Origin of the sequence: Snodgrassella sp. B3800 (genome assembly GCF_026535865.1) — a bacterium.
Taxonomy (GTDB): Bacteria; Pseudomonadota; Gammaproteobacteria; order Burkholderiales; family Neisseriaceae; genus Snodgrassella; species Snodgrassella alvi_E.
In genome coordinates, this window is the sequence record NZ_JAFNPH010000001.1 from 59,936 (window position 1) to 82,503 (window position 22,568).

18 protein-coding genes are annotated in these 22,568 nt (G+C 44.8%); 12 read left to right on the top strand and 6 right to left on the bottom strand.

The window, feature by feature from the left end; genetic code table 11:
• Positions 1 to 9 precede the first annotated feature (9 nt).
• The 4 genes from ilvC to J3U64_RS00275 form a co-directional block, all read right to left on the bottom strand.
• Complete coding sequence (gene ilvC / locus J3U64_RS00260; protein ID WP_100140560.1) at positions 10 to 1,026, bottom strand: ketol-acid reductoisomerase; 1,017 nt, start codon at positions 1,024 to 1,026, stop codon at positions 10 to 12.
• Between the two features lie 82 nt (positions 1,027 to 1,108).
• The gene (ilvN, locus tag J3U64_RS00265; RefSeq protein WP_100140561.1) at positions 1,109 to 1,600 is read right to left on the bottom strand and encodes an acetolactate synthase small subunit; all 492 of its coding nucleotides are present in this window, start codon (positions 1,598 to 1,600) and stop codon (positions 1,109 to 1,111) included.
• Positions 1,597 to 3,369: a biosynthetic-type acetolactate synthase large subunit gene (ilvB, locus tag J3U64_RS00270; protein ID WP_100152660.1), complete on the bottom strand. Its 1,773-nt coding sequence runs from the start codon at positions 3,367 to 3,369 to the stop codon at positions 1,597 to 1,599. The genes ilvN and ilvB overlap by 4 nt, the downstream gene beginning before the upstream one ends.
• Before the next feature lie 391 nt (positions 3,370 to 3,760).
• Complete coding sequence (locus tag J3U64_RS00275; protein ID WP_267407910.1) at positions 3,761 to 4,618, bottom strand: chorismate mutase; 858 nt, start codon at positions 4,616 to 4,618, stop codon at positions 3,761 to 3,763.
• 254 nt (positions 4,619 to 4,872) lie between these two features.
• Here J3U64_RS00275 and J3U64_RS00280 point away from each other — a divergent pair, with 254 nt between their 5' ends.
• The 8 genes from J3U64_RS00280 to J3U64_RS00315 all read left to right on the top strand — a co-directional run bounded on the left by J3U64_RS00280 (position 4,873) and on the right by J3U64_RS00315 (position 18,143).
• The gene (locus tag J3U64_RS00280) at positions 4,873 to 5,871 is read left to right on the top strand and encodes an HlyD family secretion protein (RefSeq protein WP_267407911.1); all 999 of its coding nucleotides are present in this window, start codon (positions 4,873 to 4,875) and stop codon (positions 5,869 to 5,871) included.
• 1 nt (position 5,872) lies between these two features.
• Positions 5,873 to 8,668, top strand: a complete 2,796-nt coding sequence (rbbA, locus tag J3U64_RS00285) for a ribosome-associated ATPase/putative transporter RbbA (RefSeq protein WP_267407912.1) — start codon at positions 5,873 to 5,875, stop codon at positions 8,666 to 8,668.
• A complete protein-coding gene (locus tag J3U64_RS00290) occupies positions 8,669 to 9,796 on the top strand; it encodes an ABC transporter permease (protein WP_100152656.1) in 1,128 nt (375 codons plus the stop codon).
• Between the two features lie 31 nt (positions 9,797 to 9,827).
• Positions 9,828 to 11,306 (top strand): efflux transporter outer membrane subunit, encoded by a 1,479-nt coding sequence (locus tag J3U64_RS00295; protein ID WP_267407913.1) that lies wholly within the window; start codon positions 9,828 to 9,830, stop codon positions 11,304 to 11,306.
• A gap of 140 nt (positions 11,307 to 11,446) precedes the next feature.
• Complete coding sequence (locus J3U64_RS00300; RefSeq protein WP_267407914.1) at positions 11,447 to 13,021, top strand: patatin-like phospholipase family protein; 1,575 nt, start codon at positions 11,447 to 11,449, stop codon at positions 13,019 to 13,021.
• Between the two features lie 915 nt (positions 13,022 to 13,936).
• Positions 13,937 to 15,637 carry an aspartate-alanine antiporter gene (aspT, locus tag J3U64_RS00305; protein ID WP_100140569.1) on the top strand — a complete coding sequence of 567 codons (1,701 nt, stop codon included), beginning with the start codon at positions 13,937 to 13,939 and terminating at the stop codon, positions 15,635 to 15,637.
• Positions 15,638 to 15,668: 31 nt separating this feature from the next.
• On the top strand, positions 15,669 to 17,261 hold the full coding sequence (locus tag J3U64_RS00310; protein ID WP_100140570.1) for a bifunctional aspartate transaminase/aspartate 4-decarboxylase: 1,593 nt from the start codon (positions 15,669 to 15,671) through the stop codon (positions 17,259 to 17,261).
• Between the two features lie 156 nt (positions 17,262 to 17,417).
• Entirely contained in the window at positions 17,418 to 18,143 is a 726-nt protein-coding gene (locus J3U64_RS00315) for a glutamine amidotransferase-related protein (RefSeq protein WP_267407915.1), read from the top strand.
• 26 nt (positions 18,144 to 18,169) lie between these two features.
• Here J3U64_RS00315 and J3U64_RS00320 read toward each other — a convergent pair whose 3' ends face one another.
• Positions 18,170 to 18,532, bottom strand: coding sequence for a YkvA family protein (locus J3U64_RS00320; RefSeq protein ID WP_267403469.1), 363 nt, complete (start codon positions 18,530 to 18,532; stop codon positions 18,170 to 18,172).
• A 26-nt stretch (positions 18,533 to 18,558) separates the two neighbouring features.
• Positions 18,559 to 19,023 (bottom strand): SixA phosphatase family protein, encoded by a 465-nt coding sequence (locus tag J3U64_RS00325; RefSeq protein WP_267407916.1) that lies wholly within the window; start codon positions 19,021 to 19,023, stop codon positions 18,559 to 18,561.
• Between the two features lie 249 nt (positions 19,024 to 19,272).
• Here J3U64_RS00325 and ubiA point away from each other — a divergent pair, with 249 nt between their 5' ends.
• The 4 genes from ubiA to rapZ all read left to right on the top strand — a co-directional run bounded on the left by ubiA (position 19,273) and on the right by rapZ (position 22,520).
• Positions 19,273 to 20,112, top strand: a complete 840-nt coding sequence (gene ubiA / locus J3U64_RS00330) for a 4-hydroxybenzoate octaprenyltransferase (RefSeq protein ID WP_267408357.1) — start codon at positions 19,273 to 19,275, stop codon at positions 20,110 to 20,112.
• Between the two features lie 136 nt (positions 20,113 to 20,248).
• Positions 20,249 to 20,704 (top strand): PTS IIA-like nitrogen regulatory protein PtsN, encoded by a 456-nt coding sequence (gene ptsN / locus J3U64_RS00335; protein ID WP_267390489.1) that lies wholly within the window; start codon positions 20,249 to 20,251, stop codon positions 20,702 to 20,704.
• 12 nt (positions 20,705 to 20,716) lie between these two features.
• A complete protein-coding gene (gene hprK, locus J3U64_RS00340) occupies positions 20,717 to 21,679 on the top strand; it encodes an HPr(Ser) kinase/phosphatase (RefSeq protein ID WP_267390412.1) in 963 nt (320 codons plus the stop codon).
• Positions 21,660 to 22,520 (top strand): RNase adapter RapZ, encoded by an 861-nt coding sequence (gene rapZ / locus J3U64_RS00345; RefSeq protein WP_267407917.1) that lies wholly within the window; start codon positions 21,660 to 21,662, stop codon positions 22,518 to 22,520. The genes hprK and rapZ overlap by 20 nt, the downstream gene beginning before the upstream one ends.
• The last annotated feature ends 48 nt before the right edge of the window (positions 22,521 to 22,568 follow it).

Here is a 22,568-nt window from a genome sequence, read left to right on the forward strand (position 1 = left end):
TGCGGCTGATTAGTTTTTGTCCTGATCAACCAGTTTGTTTTTGGCAATCCATGGCATCATGCTGCGTAATTGGTTACCAATAATTTCAATCGGGTGCTCGGCATTTTGGCGGCGGCGGGCTGTCATGGACGGATAGTTGGTAGCACCTTCGACGATGAATGATTTAGCATAGTCGCCATTCTGAATGCGTTTTAATGCTTCACGCATTGCCTGACGGGAGTGCTGATTAACTACTTGTGGGCCGGTAAAGTATTCGCCGTATTCTGCGTTGTTGGAAATGGAATAATTCATATTGGCAATTCCGCCTTCGTAGATAAGGTCTACAATCAGTTTCATTTCATGCAGACATTCGAAGTAGGCCATTTCTGGAGCATAGCCGGCTTCTACCAGCGTTTCAAAACCGGTTTTGATTAATTCAACCAAACCGCCGCACAATACGGCTTGTTCGCCAAAAAGGTCAGTTTCGGTTTCTTCTTTGAATGTGGTTTGAATTACGCCGCCTTTGGTGCCGCCGTTGGCAGCAGCATAAGACAATGCAATGTCACGGGCACGGCCAGTGGCATCCTGATGTACGGCAATCAAGCTAGGTACACCGCCGCCTTTGAGGAATTCGCTGCGTACGGTATGGCCTGGGCCTTTAGGAGCAATCATCACCACATCCAAATTTTTAGCTGGAATGATTTGGTTGTAATGAATGTTGAAACCGTGGGCAAAGGCTACGGTAGCGTTGTCTTTGAGGTTGGGGGCAATTTCGTTGATGTATACGGCAGGCTGAAATTCATCAGGGGTAAGTATCATTACTACATCAGCGGCTTTGGTGGCTTCGGCTACTTCGCGTACATCATGGCCGGCATTAACTGCTTTGTGCCAAGAGTTGCCGTTTTTGCGTAAGCCGACAATTACATTAACGCCTGAATCTTTTAGGTTGGCTGCGTGTGCATGTCCTTGTGAGCCATAGCCGATAATGGCTACGGTTTTGCCTTTGATTAATGAAAGATCGGCGTCTTTATCGTAATAAACTTGCATTGTTATTCCTTTTGTTAAAACTTTGTGTCTTGGTTATGTTCATGTTTCGGCCTGATGCGGCCGAAGGTGTTAAAGTTTGTGCTTAAATGCGTAGCATGCGTTCACCGCGGCCAATGCCGGCAGCTCCGGTACGGACAGTTTCTAGAATCAGTGTTTTGCCTACAGTGTCTAGAAAGGCATCGAGCTTGTTGCTGGTACCGGTGATTTCTACTGTATAGGTTTTGTCGGTCACGTCGATGATGTGGCCGCGGAAAATATCAGCTAGGCGCAGGATTTCATCGCGGTCTTTGCCGGTGGCACGTAGTTTGACCAGCATGAGTTCACGTTCTACATATTGGCTGTCGTTTAAATCGATTACTTTGATAACCTCAATCAGTTTGTTGAGCTGTTTGGTTATTTGCTCCATGACGTTGTCGCTGCCACTGGTAACGATGGTCATGCGAGATAAGGTTCTATCTTCTGTTGGGGAAACAGATAAGGAATCGATGTTGTAGGCACGGGCTGAAAATAGGCCGACTATACGGCTCATCGCACCAGATTGATTTTCCATCAGAATAGATAAGATGTGTCTCATGATGCGCTCCGGCTATTCTGCTCGCGCTCGTTGGCAGCTGTAGCTTTGATTTTATCCATATGTGGTGGCAGCACCATCTCATCCAGACCTTTGCCGTTACCCACCATTGGGTAGACATTTTGGGTGCGGTCAGTAATGAAGTCCATAAATACTAGACGGTCTTTCAGAGCAATAGCTTCTTTCAGTGCACCTTCTATATCCGCAGGTTTTTCAACCCGAATTCCGACGTGTCCGTACGCTTCCGCTAGTTTGACAAAATCTGGCAGTGAATCCATGTAGGTTTCGGAGTAACGGTTTTCGTAGTAGAGCTCCTGCCACTGGCGCACCATGCCGAGAAAGCCATTGTTGAGGTTGATGACCTTAATGGGCAGACGGTATTGGTAGCAGGTGGAAAGTTCTTGAATATTCATTTGTATGGAACCTTCACCAGTGATGCAGAATACATCTTCTTCCGGCCGCGCCAGTTTGGCACCCATGGCATAAGGCAGTCCTACACCCATGGTACCTAGTCCGCCTGAATTGAGCCATTGACGGGGACGTTGAAACGGATAGTACTGTGCAGTAAACATCTGATGCTGGCCAACGTCGGAGGTGATGAGGGCGTTGTTACCTGTGATTTTGGCTAGTGTCTGGATGACTTGCTGTGGTTTGATGTATTCATCTGCGCTTTCAAACCACAGGCTGTTGTGACTGCGCCAGTTTTCAATGGATTTCCACCATTTTTCCAGAGCGTTGTTGCTGAATGCCAGATTTTGTTTCTGCCACAGGGCAAGCAAATCTGCTAATACGTTTTTAACATCGCCAACAATCGGTACATCTACTTTTACGCGTTTGGCGATGCTGGAGGGGTCGATATCGATGTGGATAATTTTTTTGCCATCATCGGTGAATTTGTCCGGTACGGAGATAACGCGATCGTCAAAGCGTGCCCCAACGGCTAGTACAACATCGGCGTTTTGTAATGCTAAATTGCCTTCATAGCTGCCATGCATACCTACCATACCGAGAAACTGGCGGTTGGTACTGGGAAATGCACCCAGCCCCATCAAGGTGGCAACACAGGGGGTACCGGTAGACTGAATGAAATCAGTGAGTACGTTGCTGGCATTGCCTAAAACCACGCCACCGCCGAACAGTACTATTGGGCGTTTGGCTGCGGCCAGTACTTGTGCAGCTTTTTTAATCTGGCCGGTGTGCCCATGGGTTACGGGCTGATAGGAGCGGATGTTGATGTCTTCTTGTGGATAGCTGAATTTGGCCATTGCCTGTGTTACATCTTTGGGCACATCAATCACGACTACGCCTGGGCGGCCTGTGCGGGCAATCTGAAAGGCTTTTTTAATGGTTTCAGCTAGTTCGCCAATATGGGTAACTAAAAAGTTATGTTTGACACAGGGGCGGGAGATGCCGATGGTGTCTACTTCCTGAAAAGCATCGGAACCAATGGCAGGTGTGCCTACCTGACCGGAAATGACCACGAGTGGAACAGAGTCGGAATTGGCGGTGGCGATACCGGTGATGGCATTGGTGGCTCCCGGGCCGGAAGTAACCAGTGCGACGCCTATTTTTTCACCGTTGCTGGCACGTGAGTAGGCATCAGCTGCATGTACGGCAGCCTGTTCGTGTCTGACAAGGATATGGCGAAATTTTTTTAATTGAAAGATGGCGTCGTATATTTCGAGAACTGCTCCGCCGGGATATCCGAAAACATATTCTACATTCTCGGCTTTGAGACTCTGCACGAGTATTTGTGCACCTGAAAGTTGCATATCAACCTCTTATGTTCTGGCTGTCCGACTGACACGTAACCAATGCATCTGCAATCCGGTAAGATTTAATAAATGCGAACAGCGATTTGGGGTACGCGAACGCACTTATTGTGATGAACTGTTGGTTCTGCGTCCGGTAGTCGGATGAGCAGGTTTGGGTTAGCTAAATGAGTGTTTACGATAAAGCAGGTATTGATGTTAAGCAAGTGCTATTTTTGTGAAATTTACTCCTATTTTAAGGTTAAAATTTTATTTTATGCTTTAATTTTTTAGTTTTGTGCATTTTTATGCTTTATTTGGACAAATTTTATGAATTTTCTGAATTAATTTGTCCAAATTTAAAGAAATAATTTGTTTTTGTAAAATTTTCAATTTTAGACTTATTGTCCAGTTAATAAATGATGATGTGAGCTCCTGCCGCCTGTGCTATCTGCATAAGTGTGGTGGAGTCCATGTAGGCATGGGCGAGATGTGAAATGTTGGCAACGATGGGTAGATGGGTAATTTTTCTGGCTTTAACAATGGCTTCTACGTCAAGGCGGTAAGGGGCATTGCGCTCAAGGCTGAGGGTGCCTGCTTCTCCAAGCATAAGGTGGTGGTTACCTTTTAAGGCGATGTGCTCAGCAGCTATAAGCCAGTCATCGACTTGATGATGTTTGTCTTTACACAATACGACAGGGATATTTAGGCATCCCACTTCGTTGAGTAGGGTACGGTTAGACATAAGTTCGCCGCCCAGGTAAATGATGTCGGCCTCTGCTTGTAAGGCTGGTTCGAGCTGGCGCACGTCTCTGATGCGTAGCCATACTGATTTACCTGCTTGATGGGCAATGGCTATCTGTTGCTGCATATTGGTTCGCGGTTGAGATGGTGGGGTATAGGGTGAGGCCGCTTGAAAAAAGGGATCGATGAATATGTTGATGTTTTCGGGCAATTGTGTGTTGGTTACGCTGGCTACCAATTGATGATGGTTGCCGCCAAGCTGCTGTCCGCGTACGGTAATGACGGTGTCTTCGGCTTTGGTCTCGCGGCTGATGATGCGCCAATCCTGAAGTACGCGCATGGCTTTTTCTACTCCGGCTAGTGCTTCCAGTTCGCGTGGTTCAAACACTCTTTCGTCGCCAACTGCGCCAATAATAGTGCGCTCTTCTCCGCGCGAAATATGCTCGTGCAATCCGCGCTCACGGATGTAGCTGATGACGCTGTTAATCTGTGTTTCGGTAGCCTGACGCTGCATTACTATAATCATGTTGGTTGTCCTTATGAAGGGTGCTTTGATTGTCAGTAAAAAAAAGCAGGCTGGCAAGTAGCTGGCTGGTGCGAACACTGTCTATGTGGACGATTCTGTGCCAGAAACAGGTTATGGTAACACTACAACAGTGATAGTAAACTATTGTTATTAATGAAAAGTGTGTATATTTTATATGTTAACTTGCGTGATGAAATTCTGGTGGGTTTCATGATGTGAGGCCAATAAAAAACAGTTCATTCAGGGACAGATAAATGAAAACAAGAAGGCTGTTGTTTGTGTTGGTGGTATTGGTTCTGGTAGGTGTGGCGGTTTGGATAAATATTCGCAGTCATGTGTCTTTACCGGATGGTTTTGCAGGCGGAAACGGACGCATGGAGTTAAAACGGCTGGATGTGGCGACACTTTATTCTGGACGAGTAATTGAAATGAAGGTGGATGAGGGGGATGTGGTAGCCAAAAATCAGGTTTTGGCTGAACTGTCTTCTGATCAGACTAGTAGTAAGCTGGCGGCCGCGCGCGCAGATAAACAACGTGCGCTGGAAAATGTATCTAAGGCTGAGGCGGAAATTGCTGCCCAGCAACAAGCTCATAAAGTGGCGCAGATGGATCTGGACAATGCGCGCCAGCTTAAATCGGATGAATTGGTGTCTGCACCTGAATTACGCCGACGTCTGGCGGAACGAGATGCGGCAATTGCCAAGGTAAAATCGGCGCAGGCAGCACGTGCTGAGGCGCTTGCGGCAGTGAATCAGGCACAGGCACAGATTGATGCGACATTTTCTGCTAATAACGATATGCTGATTCGGGCACCGAAAGCAGGTCGAGTGGAGTACCGGATTGCTGAAGCGGGCAATGTGCTGGGTGAGGGGAATAAGGTTGTTTCTTTGCTTGACCCGACTGATGTAACTTTGTCGGTATATTTGCCTACCGATACGATTGGTAAGCTGAAACTCGGTGATGAGGCAAGGATTGTGCTGGATGGAATGGATGCAGTATGGCCAGCTAAAGTGGATTTTATTGATTCTAATGCGCAGTTTACGCCGAAATTTGTGGAAACGCTGAATGAGCGGCAGAAGCTGATGTATAAGGTAAAACTGAAAATTCCGGCACAGGTGGCGTTGCGGTACAGCGGTTTGCTCAAGGGTGGATTAACGGGTAATGGCTATATCCGTTTTGATAACAATAAAGCTTGGCCGCAGCAGTGGCAGGTTAAATTACCTAATTTAAAACCAGCAGCCAAGGGTGCCTGAAATGGAGAAAACTGCCAGAGAGCAGGCTGATACAGAGGAAGATTGGGCAGTTGATTTACGCCATGTGTCACATCAGTATCGGCAGACGGTGGCATTGCGCGATGTATCTTTGCAAATCCGCCGCTGCGCAACGGTGGGGCTGATTGGACCAGACGGGGTAGGTAAATCTACTTTGCTGTCTTTGATAGCTGGTGTAAAGATTATCCAGCAAGGTGATGTGCTGGTTTTTGGTGAAAGTATGGCGTTGAAACACAGCCGCCAATTGCTAAGTCACCGGATTGCCTTTATGCCACAGGGTCTGGGACAAAATCTGTATCCAACTTTATCAGTGAATGAAAATGTGGATTTTCATGCGCGGCTATTTGGTTTGCGTGGTGAGGAGCGCAAGCAGCGGATTGCTCGTTTGTTACAGGCAACCAGATTGGCTCCGTTTGCCGAACGACCAGCTGGTAAGCTTTCCGGCGGGATGAAGCAAAAGCTGAGTCTGTGTTGTGCGTTGGTACATAATCCGGAACTGCTGATTCTGGATGAGCCGACTACTGGTGTGGACCCGTTGTCGCGGCGGCAGTTTTGGCAACTAATTGATGAATTACGGGTAGAAAACCCGGATATGACTGTAATTGTCGCTACCGCCTATTTTGACGAGGCCAAACGCTTTGAATATCTGCTGGCTATGGACGATGGTCGTCTGATTGTTAATGCTCCTACACAGCAGGTGCTGGAGGATACGCATACGGATACGCTGGAACAGGCGTATGTGAAAATGTTGCCTGAGGCAAAGCAAAATAAAGGTGGCAGTTTGGAGCTGACGCCGTTTGTACCAGACAAAAATTCACCTCCGGCAATTGAGGCTAAGGAATTAACTAAGCGATTTGGCGATTTTGTAGCAGTTAATAATGTAAGTTTTACTATTGAACGGGGCGAAATTTTCGGTTTTTTAGGCTCTAATGGCTGCGGCAAATCAACTACGATGAAAATGCTTACCGGCTTGCTGGATGCCAGTTCTGGTAGTGCTAAGCTGCTGGGTAAAACTGTTGATGCTAATGATATGACGACGCGCATGAAGATTGGTTACATGTCGCAGTCGTTTTCTTTGTATGAAGAATTGACGGTGCGGCAAAATCTTGTGCTCTCTGCCAAGCTGTATGAAATGGATACAAATCAAATTGAATCGGCAATACAGGAATCGTTGCAGCAGTTTGATTTACAGGAATTTGCTGATACGCAACCGAGTGAATTGCCTTTAGGCATTCGTCAACGTTTGCAACTGGCTGCTGCCTGTTTGCATCATCCACAAGTTCTGATACTGGATGAGCCTACATCTGGTGTGGATCCTGTGGCCAGAGATATGTTCTGGCATCATCTACTGGATTTATCACGCCAGAATCGCACCACAATTTTTGTATCTACCCACTTTATGAATGAAGCGCAACGCTGTGACCGCATATCGTTTATGCATCAGGGGCGGGTGCTGGCAATTGGTACGCCACATGAGTTGTGTGCCAATAAACAAACAGATGATCTGGAAACTGCTTTTATTGATTATTTACAGGAAGCGGTAGACAAAACAAAGAATAGCGTTCCTAAGGTAGATGCAGAAAAGAAGGAACAGCAGCAAACTGCAATGGCGCCAGCTGTGGCTGGGAAGGCTATGAATGCGGACAGTGTTTCTTACTGGTTTCGGACGGTATGGACGTTTGCAGTACGTGAAGGCAAAGAGCTGATGCGAGACAAAATTCGTCTATTTTTTGCCTTGTTTGGACCGGTGGTGCTGATGATGATGGCAGCATGGTCTGTATCCTTTGATGTGGAACATGTGAAATTTGCGGTAATGGACCGTGACCAGACGGTGGAAAGCCGTGCTTTAGTCGAATATTTCCGTGGTTCGCGTTATTTTACTTTTACCGGCACGCTGCACAGTGCAAATGAAATTGATGAAACATTGAAGGTATCTAAGGCACGTCTGGTTATTGATATACCGCCACATTTTGGCCGTGACTTACTGCGCGGAGATAAGCCGGAAGTTGGTTTTTATGTTGATGGCACGATGCCGTTTATGGCAGAAAACATTAAAAGCTTTATTCTCATGATCCTGGAACGCTATGCAGCGGCGGAATGGGCACAGACGGGTTTACCTATTTCGCTTAAACCGGCAGCACAGGTTGCGCCTCGTTATGTTTATAATCAGGATTTTAAAAGCATTTTTGCAATTACACCCGGTATGATTATGATGGCGATGATGCTAATACCGGTGATGATGACGGCGCTGGGTGTGGTGCGGGAGCGAGAAATTGGTTCGATTACCAATTTATACACTTCGCCGGCTTCGGTACGGCAGTTTCTGATTGGCAAGCAGATTCCCTATGTAGTGGTTTCTTTTATTAGCTATTTGATTCTAGTGTGGCTGGCGGTGGTGGTGCTTGGTGTACCAGTACGTGGCAGTTTTTTAGCCATGAGTGTGGGAGCGCTGGCGCTGATTTGTGCAGCCACAGCTTTTGGTTTGCTTATTTCTAGCTTTGTGAAGTCTCAGGTGGCGGCAATTTTTGGTTCGGCCATTCTGTCGTTGATTCCGGCGCTTAATTTCTCTGGCTTGCTCTATCCGTTGTCTACGCTCACCGGTATTAATTACTGGCTGGGCTGGAGTTTCCCCACGGCATGGTATCAGCTAATTAGTCTTGGTGGTTTTACTAAAGGATTGGGTTTTCTGGATTTCATTAACTACTATCTTGTTTTGCTGGCATTTTGTCTGGCGTATGTGTTTCTGGCCGGCTGCTTGTTGAAAAAGCAGGAGGTGTAGATGCTGCAATGGTTTAAAAATGTCTGGGTACTGAGTGTCAAGGAGCTGAAAAGTCTGCTAAGCGATGTGGTGCTGATTGCGTTGATGGTGGTGGTGCTGTCCGTGGCTATTTATACAGTTGCTACCAGTATTTCTACTGAGGTGCGCCATGCTTCTGTAGCGGTGATGGATGCAGATCACAGTGTGTTATCGTACCGGATTCGGGATGCGCTGCTGGAACCTTATTTTAAGCCGCCGGTAGAAGTAAGACGCGAAGATATTGATGCGGCAATGGATAAAGGCGACTATGTTTTTGTTCTCGATATTCCGGCTAATTTTGAGCGTGATGTGGTGGCTGGCAGATCGCCTACTATTCAGGTTCTGGCTGATGCAACGTCGGTAACTCAGGCTGGTATTGGCTTTAATTATTTAAGTCAGATTATTGATGCGCAAACGCGTTCTTTTTTACGGCAACAGTCGGCCGCTACTTTTTCACCGGTCACACCAGTGATGAATGTCCAATTTAATCCCAATGGCGAATCGGCGTGGTTTATTGCAACAATGAATGTGGTATCGAACTTAACTTTGTTGGCAATTATTCTGGTAGGGGCAGCGGTTATTCGTGAGCGCGAACACGGCACGATTGAGCAGTTATTGGTGATGCCGGTACGTCCTAGTGAAATTGTTATGGCGAAGATTTTTGCTAATGGTGCTGTGATTTCGGTGGCTTCGCTGTTGTCGCTGTGGCTGGTGATTGAAGGATGGCTGCATATTCCGATTAACGGCTCGGTGTCGTTGTTTAGTCTGGGTATGTTTATTTATCTATTTTCGGTGGCTTCACTGGGTATTTGGTTTGCCACGCTGGCGCCGACGATGCCGCAATTTGGCTTGCTGTGTTTGCCGATATATGTGGTGATGCGGTTGCTTTCTGGTTCGGAATCACCTTTGGAAAGTATGCCGGCTTTTTTTCAGTATATAACGTGGTTGTCGCCTGAAACACAATTTACTCAGTTTAGTCAGGATGTGTTGTTTCGCAATGCTGGGCTGATGACCGTATGGCCGAAAATTATGATGATGTCCATTATGGGCGTGCTGTTTCTGGCCTTGGCACTGTCACGTTTTCGCGGCATGCTGGCGCAGCATTCTTAATGTAGATGTCGTAGATTCAGGACAAATGGAAATGAATAAAACGTGGTTGGCAGTAGTACTCGCTTTGGGTTTACTGGCAGGCTGTAGCCGTACCGATATAAAGGTGAGGTCTACAGTGGGTATTCCGCAACAGTTTGAGCAGAATGCTGCAGCACGGGGAACAGCAGATATCAGCCGCTGGTGGCAGAGCTGGCCTGATCCGGTATTAAACGACCTGATAGAAATCGGTTTGAAAGACAATCGTAATCTGGCTAGCATGAAAGACAATATGCTTGCAGCGCGAGCCAGTGCAGCCATGGCTGAAGCGGATTTGCGCCCACAAGCTGGAGTAGAAAGTAGTGGCGGCCTGCATCGATATAATGGTGACAATACTCTGAAAGATCTGAATTTGCCTTTGATTGGCAATACTCGTGATTATTTGCAGGCTGCAGGATCGCCTCTGGGTGCCAATCGCTCTCGTTTGCATGGCAATAGTGTGCAGGCAGGTTTCACCACCAGTTGGGAACCTGACGTGTTTGGACAGAAACGCAGTGACGCTGATGAAATGCGATATCTAAGCCTAAGCGCGACTGAGCGTTGGCATGGTGCGCAAATGATGCTTAGCAGTGAGATTGCAGAGAATTATCTGAAAATGCGAGCCATGCAGCAGCGGGCAAAAATAGGCGAACACAGTGTGGCGACGCTGAAACAGTTGCAGCGCTATACACAAGGTCGTTTCCGTGCTGGGCAGGCGACGGCTTATGATGTGAGAGAAGTGGCCGCCAAGTTGTCTTCGATGCAGGCGCAGATTGCTACTTATCAGGCTCAGACTGAAGTGTATCAGCGCAATATAGCGGTTTTAACAGGTCAGGAACCGCAAGGTTTTGTCATTGCAGCTGCACCAGTGGATATTTTGCAGCAACTTCCCGCTGCGCCGGCCGGACAACTGCCTCTAGACGTGATTACACGTCGACCAGATATTCGCACTCAGGAAAATATGGTGAAAGCAATGAGTGCTGGTCTAGCCAGTGCTAAAGCTGATAGGTTGCCACGCTTCAGCCTGAATTTTTTATGGCAGACAGGACAAATACATTTAAATAGTAATACTTCATATTTAAAAAATACAGGCGGGTTATTAGACGCCAGTATGACGATTCCGGTATTTACTGCCGGACGGATTAAACACAATATCGAAAGAGCAGACGCTCAGCTACAGGCTGCAATTGCTGAATATGATCATCTAATTCTTCAAGCTTTAGCTGAAGTGGATAATGCCTATCAGATGCAGTTTAGTCTGTATCAGCAGACGAAGTTGATACATCAGGCACAAACTCAGGCAACCAGTCAGGCTGGCGCCGCTGAAAAGTTGTTTCGCTTTGGCGATATGACGCTCGATCGCAGTTTGCGTGCACGCCTGAATGCCGAGAATATTGCTGACAAGCAAGTGCAGGTAAGGCTGGAAGAGGCACGTAATCTAGTGAATTTATATAAGGCACTGGGAGGAGGCTGGCAAAGCAGTGAGGAGGAATGAGCATTGTGCTGAAATGCAAATGCTGTATATTCGAAATTAAGTGTTGAAGATGTCGCACTATTAGTTTACTCGCTAATGCGACGTATGATTTCTGTAAGAATCTTGTTTAATATCTATATTTTCTGCTTCGGGAGCCATGCATGCAGCTATGTTTTAATCGATCACTGATGCGACAAGTGCTGATGTTGATGGCATTATTCGGGCTGGCAGCTTGTTCTACTCTGCGTTATCAGCCTGTAGCTGTAATAGATGATGTTAGTAAGAATCCAGACGGCTATCGTTTGCAACGCGCTCTACTTAATAATAAAGCGGATAAGAAAGATGATGTAATCGGAATTGTCATGCTGTCCGGTGGGGGGACTCGTGCGGCTGCTTTCGGCTATGGCGTGCTTGAATCGCTGAAAAAACAACAGGTCAAAATAGATGGCCGGCCTAAAAGCCTCTTGGATACGGTAGATGTGGTGTATGGGATTTCCGGTGGTTCTATCCTGGCTACTTATTTCGGGCTGCATGGATCGGAAACCATTCCAAAATTCGAGCAGAATTTTCTCAATTTGAATTTACAGAAAATGCTTATTGGACAGTTATTCTCGATGGCAAACTGGTCAAGGCTGGGTTCACCAGAATTTGGCCGTGGAGATTTATTGCAGGAGCAGCTGGATTTACACTTATATCACGGGGCAACTTATGCTGATTTAAATAATAAGCGGCAAGGGCCGTTTGTAGTGATTAGTGCTACTGATATGAGTCTGGGCAGCCGTCTGGATTTTACCCAAGAATATTTTGATTTACTTTGTTTGGACCTGACCGATTTGCCGATTGCGCGCGCGGTGGCTGCATCCAGTGCAGTACCGCTCGTCTTTGCTCCGGTAACTTTAAATAATAATGGTGGCAACTGCCACTATCATTTACCGGATAACTTAGTTGATAGTAATAATGTTGATGCTACTGGGACGACTTCATTCCGAGCGCAGACTAGAGCCGTATACCGTGCCAATTTGAAGCAGTATCAAGATAGCCAGAAGCGGCCATATATTCACTTATTGGATGGTGGGCTGACCGATAATCTGGGTTTGCGCAGTCTGCTGGATGCCACGGAGCTTTATAGTAATAAAACTTTATATGACCGGCTTGAGTCGGCGAAGATTCATAAAATCATTATTATTAATGTCAATGCACAAACTCAGCGCAAAAATTCCATAGATAGTAGTGCTAGTGTTCCAGGTACAGCTGAAGTTGTGCGTGCACTTACAAGTATACCGATTGAAAAATATTCAGAAGATACGCAGCATCAGTTTCAAAAATATGTGGATTGGTGGAACGAGAGCCGCAGTGAGGGTACACCACAGGTATATTATGTGAGTGTGAATTTGTTGGATATGCCGCCATCACCGCTGAGGGATAAAGTTATTCATATACCGACAACGTTTTATCTAGCACATAGTGAAGTCAATAATCTGCGTAAGGCGGCCAAACTATTACTGGCTCAATCTTCAGAATATCAGCGTCTGATTAAGGATATTGGGGTAGAACCTGATACTTCGACACCTGAACCATTTACTTTATATGGAGATGATGTTGCTGCTACTCAGTCAGACACAGATGAAGAGTCTGCTACAGATGCAACCGGTACCGATGCAGTTGATAATGTGCAGAATCAAGTAAGTGGTGTGGTCAATTTTATTAATACTGAAGCTGTACCTATATTGCGCTAACAAGGTATTTGCTTAGAAAGATAAGGTTCGGCAGATGTAATAAATGCTGGATTTGATTTTTATTGATTAAAGCCTGAGATTTTTCTCAGGCTTTTGTTTTATCTTGCCACCATACACCAAAAATAAATGCACTTGCTGATGTGCAACCACTGAAAAAGAACAATGAATGATCTGGCTTTATAAAAATAATGTTATTTCTTAATTGTTTATTTGTATTTTATGCATTGATTAAAGCAGATTTTGATAAGAAAAATCGGCAAAACGAAGGTATGAAAAACGAATAAGGGGTTTTGGTTAAATTTATGAATATAATTGAAATGAATTTCTATTTATTAAGCCAAATTTTTTTAATATGCAATTTTTGTTAATTTTAATGGCATTTTTTTTAGTTTAAAATCTTTTTTTGTGGTGAATTGGCTACAGAATCAATCAAAAATAAAGGAGTTGTTAATTAAGATTCCTATTATCATTTCAATATGTTAGAGATTATCAATTGTATTTGAGATGACATTTATATATCTTAATAAATTATTATGCTTTTTAGCTAAATATATTTAGTAAGAAATGAAATATTTTAATGCGAGTAGTAATACATATTTATTGAATATTTCTAATTTAAAACTCAATAAGCATAATTAAAATATAATAATATTTATTTATGAATGAATTTATCTGAACAATCTCTTAACTTTTTGCTTATAAATCAGTGGTTGTGCACTTTTAATTTCGCTTTTTGGAAAGTGTGAAATTGCTATTACATAGTAGTTAAATGTGATTATTTGATTTAATTTTATGCAATAAAAATTAACAAAATACTAAAGTTATCAATTATTTTCATACCTATTGAAATTAAGACAAAAATTAAAAGGACACAAGCGCACACTAGCCTTCGTTCTTTCAGGAGAAGGTAGACATATGTTGAATTGGGTTTTGACTAATATTCAGGAATCGCCGGTTATTCTGCTGTTTCTGTCATTAAGTCTGGGCTACTTACTGGGCAGTATTCGTTTTGGTAAGTTCCAGCTTGGCGGAGTCGCTGGCTCTCTGCTGGTGGCAGTGGTTTTAAGCTTGCTCAATGTACACATTGATTCTGGTCTTAAGGCATTGCTGTTTACTTTATTTATTTATGCTGTGGGTTATGAAAGTGGTCCCCAGTTTTTCCGTTCACTAGGTGTAAAAACCCTGCGTGAAATCTTTTTGGCTTTGTTCATTGCCATTACTGGTTTTATCACAGTGATGATTATGGCACGCCTGTTCCACCTGGATAAAGGTCTGGCTGCTGGCCTTGCTGCCGGTGGTTTAACCCAGTCAGCGATTTTGGGTACTGCTGCCGATGCCTTGACACATATGGGACTGCCTGCTGATCAGTTGCAGCAATTACAGGCTAATGTGGCCATTGGCTATGCGGTGACTTATATCTTTGGTTCATTAGGCGCGATCATTATCTGTATGAACTTGCTGCCGAAAATCATGGGTCGTGATATTCGCGATGATGCGGTAGCTGCTGAAGCTGAACAGCTGAAAGGTGCAATGGCACTGGAAGGTAATCAGGGTATGGCGATTACGCAGATGGTAGGTCGTATCTATGTAGTGGAAAATGACATTCAGAAATCCATTAAAGATATTGAGCTGGACAATCTGGGTATTACCATTGAGCGCATCAAACGTCACGGTAACTTAATTGATTGCACACCGTCTACAGTGCTGAAAAAAGACGACATTATTCTGATTGTAGGCCGCCGTGAAGCAGTGGCTGCTGTTAGCACGTTGTTTGGACGTGAGCTGGATTCTGAACAGGGTCTGGAAGTGATTGTGGATACCAAAGACGTGGTCTTCCGCAACCCTGATTATGCCAACAAAACCATGGCTGAAATCCGTTCCAAAGTGCATTCCAGTGACCACGATTTTGAAATTCAGCATGGTATATATCTTATTGCCCTACATCGCAACGGTGAAAAATTGGATGTAACACCGGATACCGAATTCAAACTCGGTGATGTGATGACCATCTATGGTTCTACCAGTGATATTAATCGTGTTGTTCATATTATTGGTGCGCCAATTACAGTGAACAGTAAAACTGACTGGGCTTATCACGGTCTGGGTGTGGTACTTGGCCTCATTATTGGCTGGGTAGTTGTACGTGTAGGCAATATCCCGATTACGCTTGGTGCAGGTGGCGGTGCGCTGTTGTCTGGTCTGTTTTTCGGCTGGTTACGTGCTCGCAAGCAGACGTTTGGCAATATGCCGGTAGCTGCTTCCCAGTTCATGAAAGATTTCGGTCTGGCTGGATTTGTGTCTGTAGTAGGTTTGCAGTCTGGTTTACAGGCAATTACCACAATTAAAGAACATGGCCTGACCCTGTTTTTGATTGGTGTTGTGGTAACACTAGTTCCGATGATTCTTGCAATTTTCTTTGGTCGCTATGTGCTGCGTTATGACAACGCTGCAATCTTTGCCGGTGCGCTGGCTGGTTCACGTAGTGCCAATCCTGCATTTGGTGAAGTATTGGATAAAGCAGGTAATGCCATTCCGACTACTCCATTTGCCGTTACATATGCATTAGCCAATGTGTTCCTGACACTGTTAGGTCCATTGATTGTGGCTCTTGTTTGATATGTGCTTTTAACTTCTTGAGGAAAATGTTATGACTTCAAAACATGATTTTGAAAAATATGCTAATTTAAGCCCATTTGAATTGAAAAATCATTTGATTGATTTGGCACAGAGCCGCAACGACCGCATGATGCTGAATGCTGGCCGTGGTAACCCCAACTTTCTGGCTACTTTGCCTCGTAATGCATTTTTTGAATTAGGTCTGTTTGCTACTGAAGAGTCTGAAATCTCTTTCTCTTTCTTAGACCAGAATATCGGCGGAATGCCATTTAAAGACGATTTGATGGCTCGCTTCGACGATTTTATTCGTCGCAACCGCCACAAACCTGGTGTGGACTTCCTGAGTAAAGCCATGTCTTACGTGCGTGACCAGCTTGGCTACAATCAGCATCAGTTCTTGCTGGAAATGACTGAAGGCATTCTGGGCTGCAACTATCCCGTACCAGACCGCATGCTGCGTTTGTCTGAAGAAATCGTTAAAACCTACGTTCTTGAAGAAATGGGTGCCAAAACACTGGCTAACGATGATATCGACTTATTTGCCACTGAAGGTGGTACCGCCGCTATGGCCTATATTTTCAGCTCGCTGAAACAGAATGGTCTGATTCGTAAAGGTGACAAAATTGCTCTGGGTGCCCCAATTTTCACGCCTTATCTGGAAATTCCAGAACTGAATGATTACGAACTGGAAGAAGTATTAATCAATGCTGATCCGAAACTGGACTGGCAGTATCCTGAAAGCGAACTGCGTAAACTAGAAGATCCTTCTATCAAAGCATTCTATCTGGTTAATCCGTCCAACCCACCTTCAGTGAAAATGGATGACCGCAGTCTCCAGATTATCGCGGACATCGTGAAAAAACGTCCTGATTTGATTATCTTGACTGATGACGTTTACGGTACTTTTGCTGAGAACTTTGAGTCTCTGTTTACCATGTGTCCGTACAACACCATTCTGGTTTACTCTTTCTCCAAATACTTTGGTGCAACCGGTTGGCGTCTGGGCGTAATTGCTATGGCCAAAGAAAATGTACTAGATAAGAAAATTGCAGAACTGCCGGAAGAAGAACGCAAAATTCTGCATGAACGTTACTTGTCTATTACACCGGAACCAGAAAAACTGAAACTGATTGACCGTATGGTAGCTGATAGCCGTGCTGTAGCGCTGAACCACACTGCTGGTCTGTCTACTCCGCAGCAGGTACAGATGGTACTGTTCTCTCTGGCCGAAATGATGGATACCAAGAAACAGTATAAAGACGCATTGATGGCTCTGATTCGCAATCGCAGCGCCGCTATGTACAAACAGCTGGGTATCAAACACGAGTTCAACGAAAACAGCGTAGATTACTATACTCTGGTGGATATGGAAGATACTGCCCGTCAGTTGTATGGTAACGAGTTTGCTGAATGGGTAGTTAAAACCAAAAACCCAAATGAACTGCTGTTCAGAATTGCAGATGAATCCGGCGTAGTATTGTTACCTGGTAAAGGCTTTGCGGTACGTCACCCGTCTGGTCGTGTATCTCTGGCCAACCTGAACGAATACCAGTACAAAGCCATCGGTGCTTCACTGCATAAACTGGCTTGCGAGTATTACGAAGAATTTAAAGCCAGCAAATAATTAATTTTGTTTGAGCTTTAAATCAGCGCCGTACTTTAGAAAGTACGGCGCTATTATGTTCGCCTTTATCATGCACAGCTTTTGTTTTAGCTAGTATATTAGTATAGTTTAGTATAATTATTTAGCTGATTTATATTTTATATGGAGGAGAACAGAATGCGAATACATATTATTGTGCACGAAAATTTTGAGCAACCGGCAGTATGCCTCGAATGGGCGCAAAGTAGGGGGCATACAATTTCGTTATCTGCTATTTATCAGGGAGATAAAGTGCCAACATCTGCCGATGGCATTGATATGCTCATTATCATGGGTGGCCCTCAGTCACCACTAACTACAATACAGGATTGTGCCTATTTTGACAGTGCTGCTGAGCAGCACCTTATCCGCCAAGCCATTGATAATGGTAAAGCAGTACTGGGAATTTGTTTGGGAGCACAATTAATCGGACAGGCGCTGGGCGGTATGGTAGAAAGCAGCCCAAATAAGGAAATCGGTAACTTTCCGATTCAGCTTACAGCGGCAGGTCTAGCCGATGAGATGATAGAACATTTTGGTCAGGAATTGACTGTGGGCCACTGGCATGGAGATATGCCTGGACTACCCCCACAGGCACAGATTTTAGCTTATAGTACTGGTTGTCCACGCCAGATTATCCGGTTTGCGCCAATAGCATACGGATTTCAGTGTCATCTTGAATTCAACCGCGCAGCAATTGAATCATTAATTCCCCATTCAAAGGCTGATTTGCAGCATGCCGGACAGTATCCGTATATACAGCCTGCATCTGAAATTTTGGACTATGATTACGTACCCATGAATCAGAAACTGTATGTTTTTCTGGATAAATTATTGCATAGATATCAGACACAAAAGCATTAATACACAGCAAAATGCTTAAACCAGCTCTAAGCCTTGTTGGTAAAAAAACGGTTGATTGCGTTTTGAGCCTGTTCTTTCAAAGCTGGTGTGAGAGCAGTTTGTAGTTGTTTGCATACCATAGCAATAACGGCAATATCGTCGGTGAAACCAAGTGGCCCTAGAAAGTCTGGTATGAGGTCTATTGGACTCAGAAAGTAAAGTAAGGCACCAAGAATCAACATTTTACTGCGTAAAGGCGTATGTGGAGATTTAAGTAGCAGAAATAAAGAGTACAGCTGTATAACCACCGGTTTGCCCAAACGCAAAGCATTTCTGGACAGTTTGGCAAAAAAGCTCTGCTCATTAACCCATCCATGCAGATTGACCACACTTTTGGAAAAAAACTTCATAGCAATGTGTTTTCTAAATAAACGATTTATTTTAAATTTGACGGTGACAAAACCACTTTTACTCGTGCTTGATGGCGTTGCTGGTAAAAACGGACATCAAACCACCAAAAAGCCGATTTTTTTACCGACCAGAATTGTTGTGGCAGCCAGACGCCATTAAGAAGATAAGCACAAAACTGGCCAATCCATGGCTGATGCCCTACCCATATCTGAGTGGATGCAGGGGGCTGCTGTTGCAGAAACGTGGCTAGATCAAGCGGGTGGCAGTCCGGATTGAATAATCTGTTTACTGTAAACGGCTGCTTCATATAACGAGCAGTTTGCTGAGACCTGACAGCTTCTGAACAGTAAATTTGACGATTATCCGGCAGATGCTGACGCAGCCATTGCGCGCTCAGCTTTGCTTGCAGTTGGCCTTTAATAGTGAGTTTGCGTGCCATATCCTCCCAGTTATCCTCAGCTTCGGCATGGCGCCATAAAATTAAGTCCATTTCTTACTCCTTTGGATTATGGTGTCAGAGTGCAGTGTACTGTTATGCTTATGTTACAATTGTTTGGTTTCCATTCTCAGTTTGATAGTAGAGCTAACCAGATGGTCTGGCAATGTCACTCGGGCTATCTTTGTATTTTTTAATCAAGCATTAACATTGGAAGACTAAACTGGCGTGAATCGATTTTCTGTAGAAGGTAAACTGCGGCAGAATCAATGCTGGCGGCTGGCGGACCGTCTGCAAGTTTATATGCAGTTAATGCGTATAGACCGTCCTATCGGCACATTATTGCTGCTCTGGCCCACGTGGTGGGCACTGTGGATTGCAGGTGATGGCCATCCAGACTGGCTAACGGTATTGGTATTTACTATTGGTACTTTTTTAATGCGCAGTGCAGGATGTGTGATCAACGATTATGCCGACCGCGACTTTGATGGTGCGGTAGACCGTACCAATCAACGCCCGTTTGCTTTGAAAAAAGTGAGCAAAAAAGAAGCGCTTTTGCTTACGCTGGTGCTGTGTATTTTGGCTGCACTGTGTCTGTTGCCACTTAATCGGCTTACTTGGTTGATGAGTATACCGGCTTTGTTTTTGGCCATGACTTATCCCTTTACCAAGCGCTTTTTTCCGCTGCCTCAACTATATCTTGGCCTCGCATTTTCTTTCGGTATTCCAATGGCTTTTGCAGCAGTGAGCAATCAGGTACCCATGATTGCATGGGTATTACTCGCAGCCAATACATTATGGACTCTGGCCTACGATACCATTTACGCGATGGCAGATAAGGAGGACGACCTGAAAATTGGCATCCGTACTTCTGCTATCACTTTCGGGCAGCATGATATCACTGCAGTGATGTTGTGCCATCTTGGCTTTGATATATTCATGATTATTACTGGCGGGATGATTCAGGCCAGTATATGGTACTGGCTTGCTTTGCCGCTGGTGCTGGTTTTACAGTATATACAGTGGCGGAATATTCGCACACGAGACCGCAAAATATGCTTTGCTATGTTTTTACGTAACAACCGTATCGGACTTATCTGGTTTGTAGGGCTATTGCTGCATTATTGGCTAGGCCATCCTTAATACATAACCGTCTATGCGATTAGAAGATAATATAATTGGGTAATTGATTAATAGTAATGGAAGAAATTGCATATCCTGTAGCTCAAGGGTTTAAGACCCGCTGCAATGAGCAATTTGATAGGAATAGAAAATGAGCATGAGTTTAATTGGGGATATATTACCGGTTTCACACGTGGTTCTCGATTTAAATGTTAGCAGTAAAAAAAGATTGTTTGAGGAAGCCGGAAAACTATTATCCGAGCAGGCCGGTCTTTCACAAGAAGATGTATTTAACTGCCTGTTTGCACGTGAAAAACTGGGTTCTACAGCTTTAGGCAAAGGCGTTGCTATTCCCCATGGTCGAACTGGTACCGTAAAAGATACTGTAGGCGCGTTTTTCCGGCTGCAAACCCCCATTGCCTTTGATGCACCGGATGAGCAACCTGTAAACATGGTGTTTGTGCTATTAGTGCCGGAAAATGCTTCCACTAAACATCTGAATGTATTATCAGAGCTGGCAGGAAAATTTTCCCAGAAATCAGTTCGCAATGCACTTTTGTCTGCTACCAGTGCTGAAAGTGTGCGCGATATACTTGTTGCCGAAGAGCTATAAGGACAGACTTTTATGCCCAGTATATCGGTACGGCGTTTGTATCATGATAACCAGACTAAGCTTAAATTGGCGTGGTCTGCCGGCACCGCTGGCGCTGATAACCGCATCAGTATCGATGCTGATAAACCGGTATTGGCTCTTGTCGGCCATTTGAACTTTATCCATCCCAATCAGATACAGGTAATCGGTATTGCCGAAGTTGAGTATTTGAATAAGATTGAGGCCGGAGAAATCAAAACTACCCTCAATGAATTATTCGACCTTACCATGTCTTTGATCATTGTGGCTAATGATTTACCAGTGCCTTATATGTTGCGTGATTATTGTCATACGCATAATGTGCCACTGTTAACATCGAAAACAGAAAGTCCCTTCCTGATGGATGTGCTGCGCATCTATCTGCAACGGGTACTGGCTGCCTCAACTGTTAAATACGGTGTTTTTTTAGATGTATTTGAAATCGGCGTACTTATTACCGGCCAGTCTGGACTAGGAAAAAGCGAGCTGGCACTGGAGTTGATATCCCGTGGCCATGGTCTGGTCGCAGATGATGCCGTAGAGCTGTACCGCATTGGGCCGGAAACACTGGAAGGGCGTTGTCCTGCCATGCTGAAGGATTTTTTGGAAGTGCGTGGGCTAGGCGTGCTCAATATCCGTGCCATTTTCGGTGAAACCGCCGTGCGCCCGAAAAAACAGCTACAGCTCATCATCAATCTTGCACTTGCCGATGATAGCCACATGCAACGAATGGACCGTCTGAGTATCAAAAGTGAAACTGAAAGCATTTTGAATGTCTCTATACGTAGTGTAACCCTACCGGTGGCCGTAGGGCGCAATCTAGCCGTTTTGGTGGAAGCTGCAGTAAGTAATTTTATTTTACAAATGAGAGGTAAAGACAGTACCAAGGAATTTTTGGATCGTCATAATTCAATGCTGAAAGAGGATGCGGTGAATCATGAGGATAATATTGATTAGTGGATTATCCGGTTCTGGAAAATCTATTGCTTTGCGTTTGCTGGAAGATGTTGGCTTTGTCTGTGTGGATAATCTACCAGTTAAGCTATTACCCGGTCTGATTGAGCATTATGCCGCTAGCCAAACAGCTCAATTGGGTGTAAGCGTAGATATTCGCTCACGCTTTAATCCAGCAGAAGTGTTAGAGCTAGTAAAAAGATTGCGGCAGCTAGGGCATCAGGTAGATCTGCTGTTTTTAACTTCATCGGTACCTGTTTTGCTGCGTCGTTTTTCAGAAACGCGCCGCAGCCATCCTCTGGCGAAAGAGCACCAGACACTGAATGAAAGTGTCGCTGCCGAACAGCAATATATGTCTACATTACAAAGTTTCGCTTATGTAATTGATACTTCTTTGCTCAACGTACCCCAGTTGCGCCGTCAAATACAGCAATGGTTGAATCTGCCGGTGGCTCCCCTGCGAGTGGTACTAGAATCTTTTGGCTATAAATATGGAGTACCAGCAGGACTGGACTTTGTCTTTGATGTACGGTTTCTTCCCAATCCTTATTACGATTTTGATTTGCGTCCTTTCACCGGACTGGATGAACCAGTAAAGGATTTTTTTGCTCGCCAGCCGGTCATGGCAGAAATGATTGCAGATTTATCCGGTTTTTTATGCCGCTGGTTGCCCGAAATGGAAAAGGAAAGCCGCAGCTATGTTAATATCGGCATTGGTTGTACCGGTGGGCAGCATCGCTCTGTATATATTGTTCAGGCACTCGCACAGCAGCTTAATGCATATTCGGTAATCGTTCGGCATCGGCAGCTGGAATTGAGAAAAAATTCTGAAAAAACGGTATAATAAGTACAGTGAATTATTCAGGCAGCCTGAAATCAGGCTGCCTGTGTG

What these genes read in the sequence shown, in the direction of transcription:
- ilvC (WP_100140560.1), bottom strand. Translation starts at nt 1,026, where the DNA reads ATGCAAGTTTATTACGATAAAGACGCCGATCTTTCATTAATCAAAGGC.
- ilvN (WP_100140561.1), bottom strand. Translation starts at nt 1,600, where the DNA reads ATGAGACACATCTTATCTATTCTGATGGAAAATCAATCTGGTGCGATG.
- ilvB (WP_100152660.1), bottom strand. Translation starts at nt 3,369, where the DNA reads ATGCAACTTTCAGGTGCACAAATACTCGTGCAGAGTCTCAAAGCCGAG.
- J3U64_RS00275 (WP_267407910.1), bottom strand. Translation starts at nt 4,618, where the DNA reads ATGATTATAGTAATGCAGCGTCAGGCTACCGAAACACAGATTAACAGC.
- J3U64_RS00280 (WP_267407911.1), top strand. Translation starts at nt 4,873, where the DNA reads ATGAAAACAAGAAGGCTGTTGTTTGTGTTGGTGGTATTGGTTCTGGTA.
- rbbA (WP_267407912.1), top strand. Translation starts at nt 5,873, where the DNA reads ATGGAGAAAACTGCCAGAGAGCAGGCTGATACAGAGGAAGATTGGGCA.
- J3U64_RS00290 (WP_100152656.1), top strand. Translation starts at nt 8,669, where the DNA reads ATGCTGCAATGGTTTAAAAATGTCTGGGTACTGAGTGTCAAGGAGCTG.
- J3U64_RS00295 (WP_267407913.1), top strand. Translation starts at nt 9,828, where the DNA reads ATGAATAAAACGTGGTTGGCAGTAGTACTCGCTTTGGGTTTACTGGCA.
- J3U64_RS00300 (WP_267407914.1), top strand. Translation starts at nt 11,447, where the DNA reads ATGCAGCTATGTTTTAATCGATCACTGATGCGACAAGTGCTGATGTTG.
- aspT (WP_100140569.1), top strand. Translation starts at nt 13,937, where the DNA reads ATGTTGAATTGGGTTTTGACTAATATTCAGGAATCGCCGGTTATTCTG.
- J3U64_RS00310 (WP_100140570.1), top strand. Translation starts at nt 15,669, where the DNA reads ATGACTTCAAAACATGATTTTGAAAAATATGCTAATTTAAGCCCATTT.
- J3U64_RS00315 (WP_267407915.1), top strand. Translation starts at nt 17,418, where the DNA reads ATGCGAATACATATTATTGTGCACGAAAATTTTGAGCAACCGGCAGTA.
- J3U64_RS00320 (WP_267403469.1), bottom strand. Translation starts at nt 18,532, where the DNA reads ATGAAGTTTTTTTCCAAAAGTGTGGTCAATCTGCATGGATGGGTTAAT.
- J3U64_RS00325 (WP_267407916.1), bottom strand. Translation starts at nt 19,023, where the DNA reads ATGGACTTAATTTTATGGCGCCATGCCGAAGCTGAGGATAACTGGGAG.
- ubiA (WP_267408357.1), top strand. Translation starts at nt 19,273, where the DNA reads ATGCAGTTAATGCGTATAGACCGTCCTATCGGCACATTATTGCTGCTC.
- ptsN (WP_267390489.1), top strand. Translation starts at nt 20,249, where the DNA reads ATGAGTTTAATTGGGGATATATTACCGGTTTCACACGTGGTTCTCGAT.
- hprK (WP_267390412.1), top strand. Translation starts at nt 20,717, where the DNA reads ATGCCCAGTATATCGGTACGGCGTTTGTATCATGATAACCAGACTAAG.
- rapZ (WP_267407917.1), top strand. Translation starts at nt 21,660, where the DNA reads ATGAGGATAATATTGATTAGTGGATTATCCGGTTCTGGAAAATCTATT.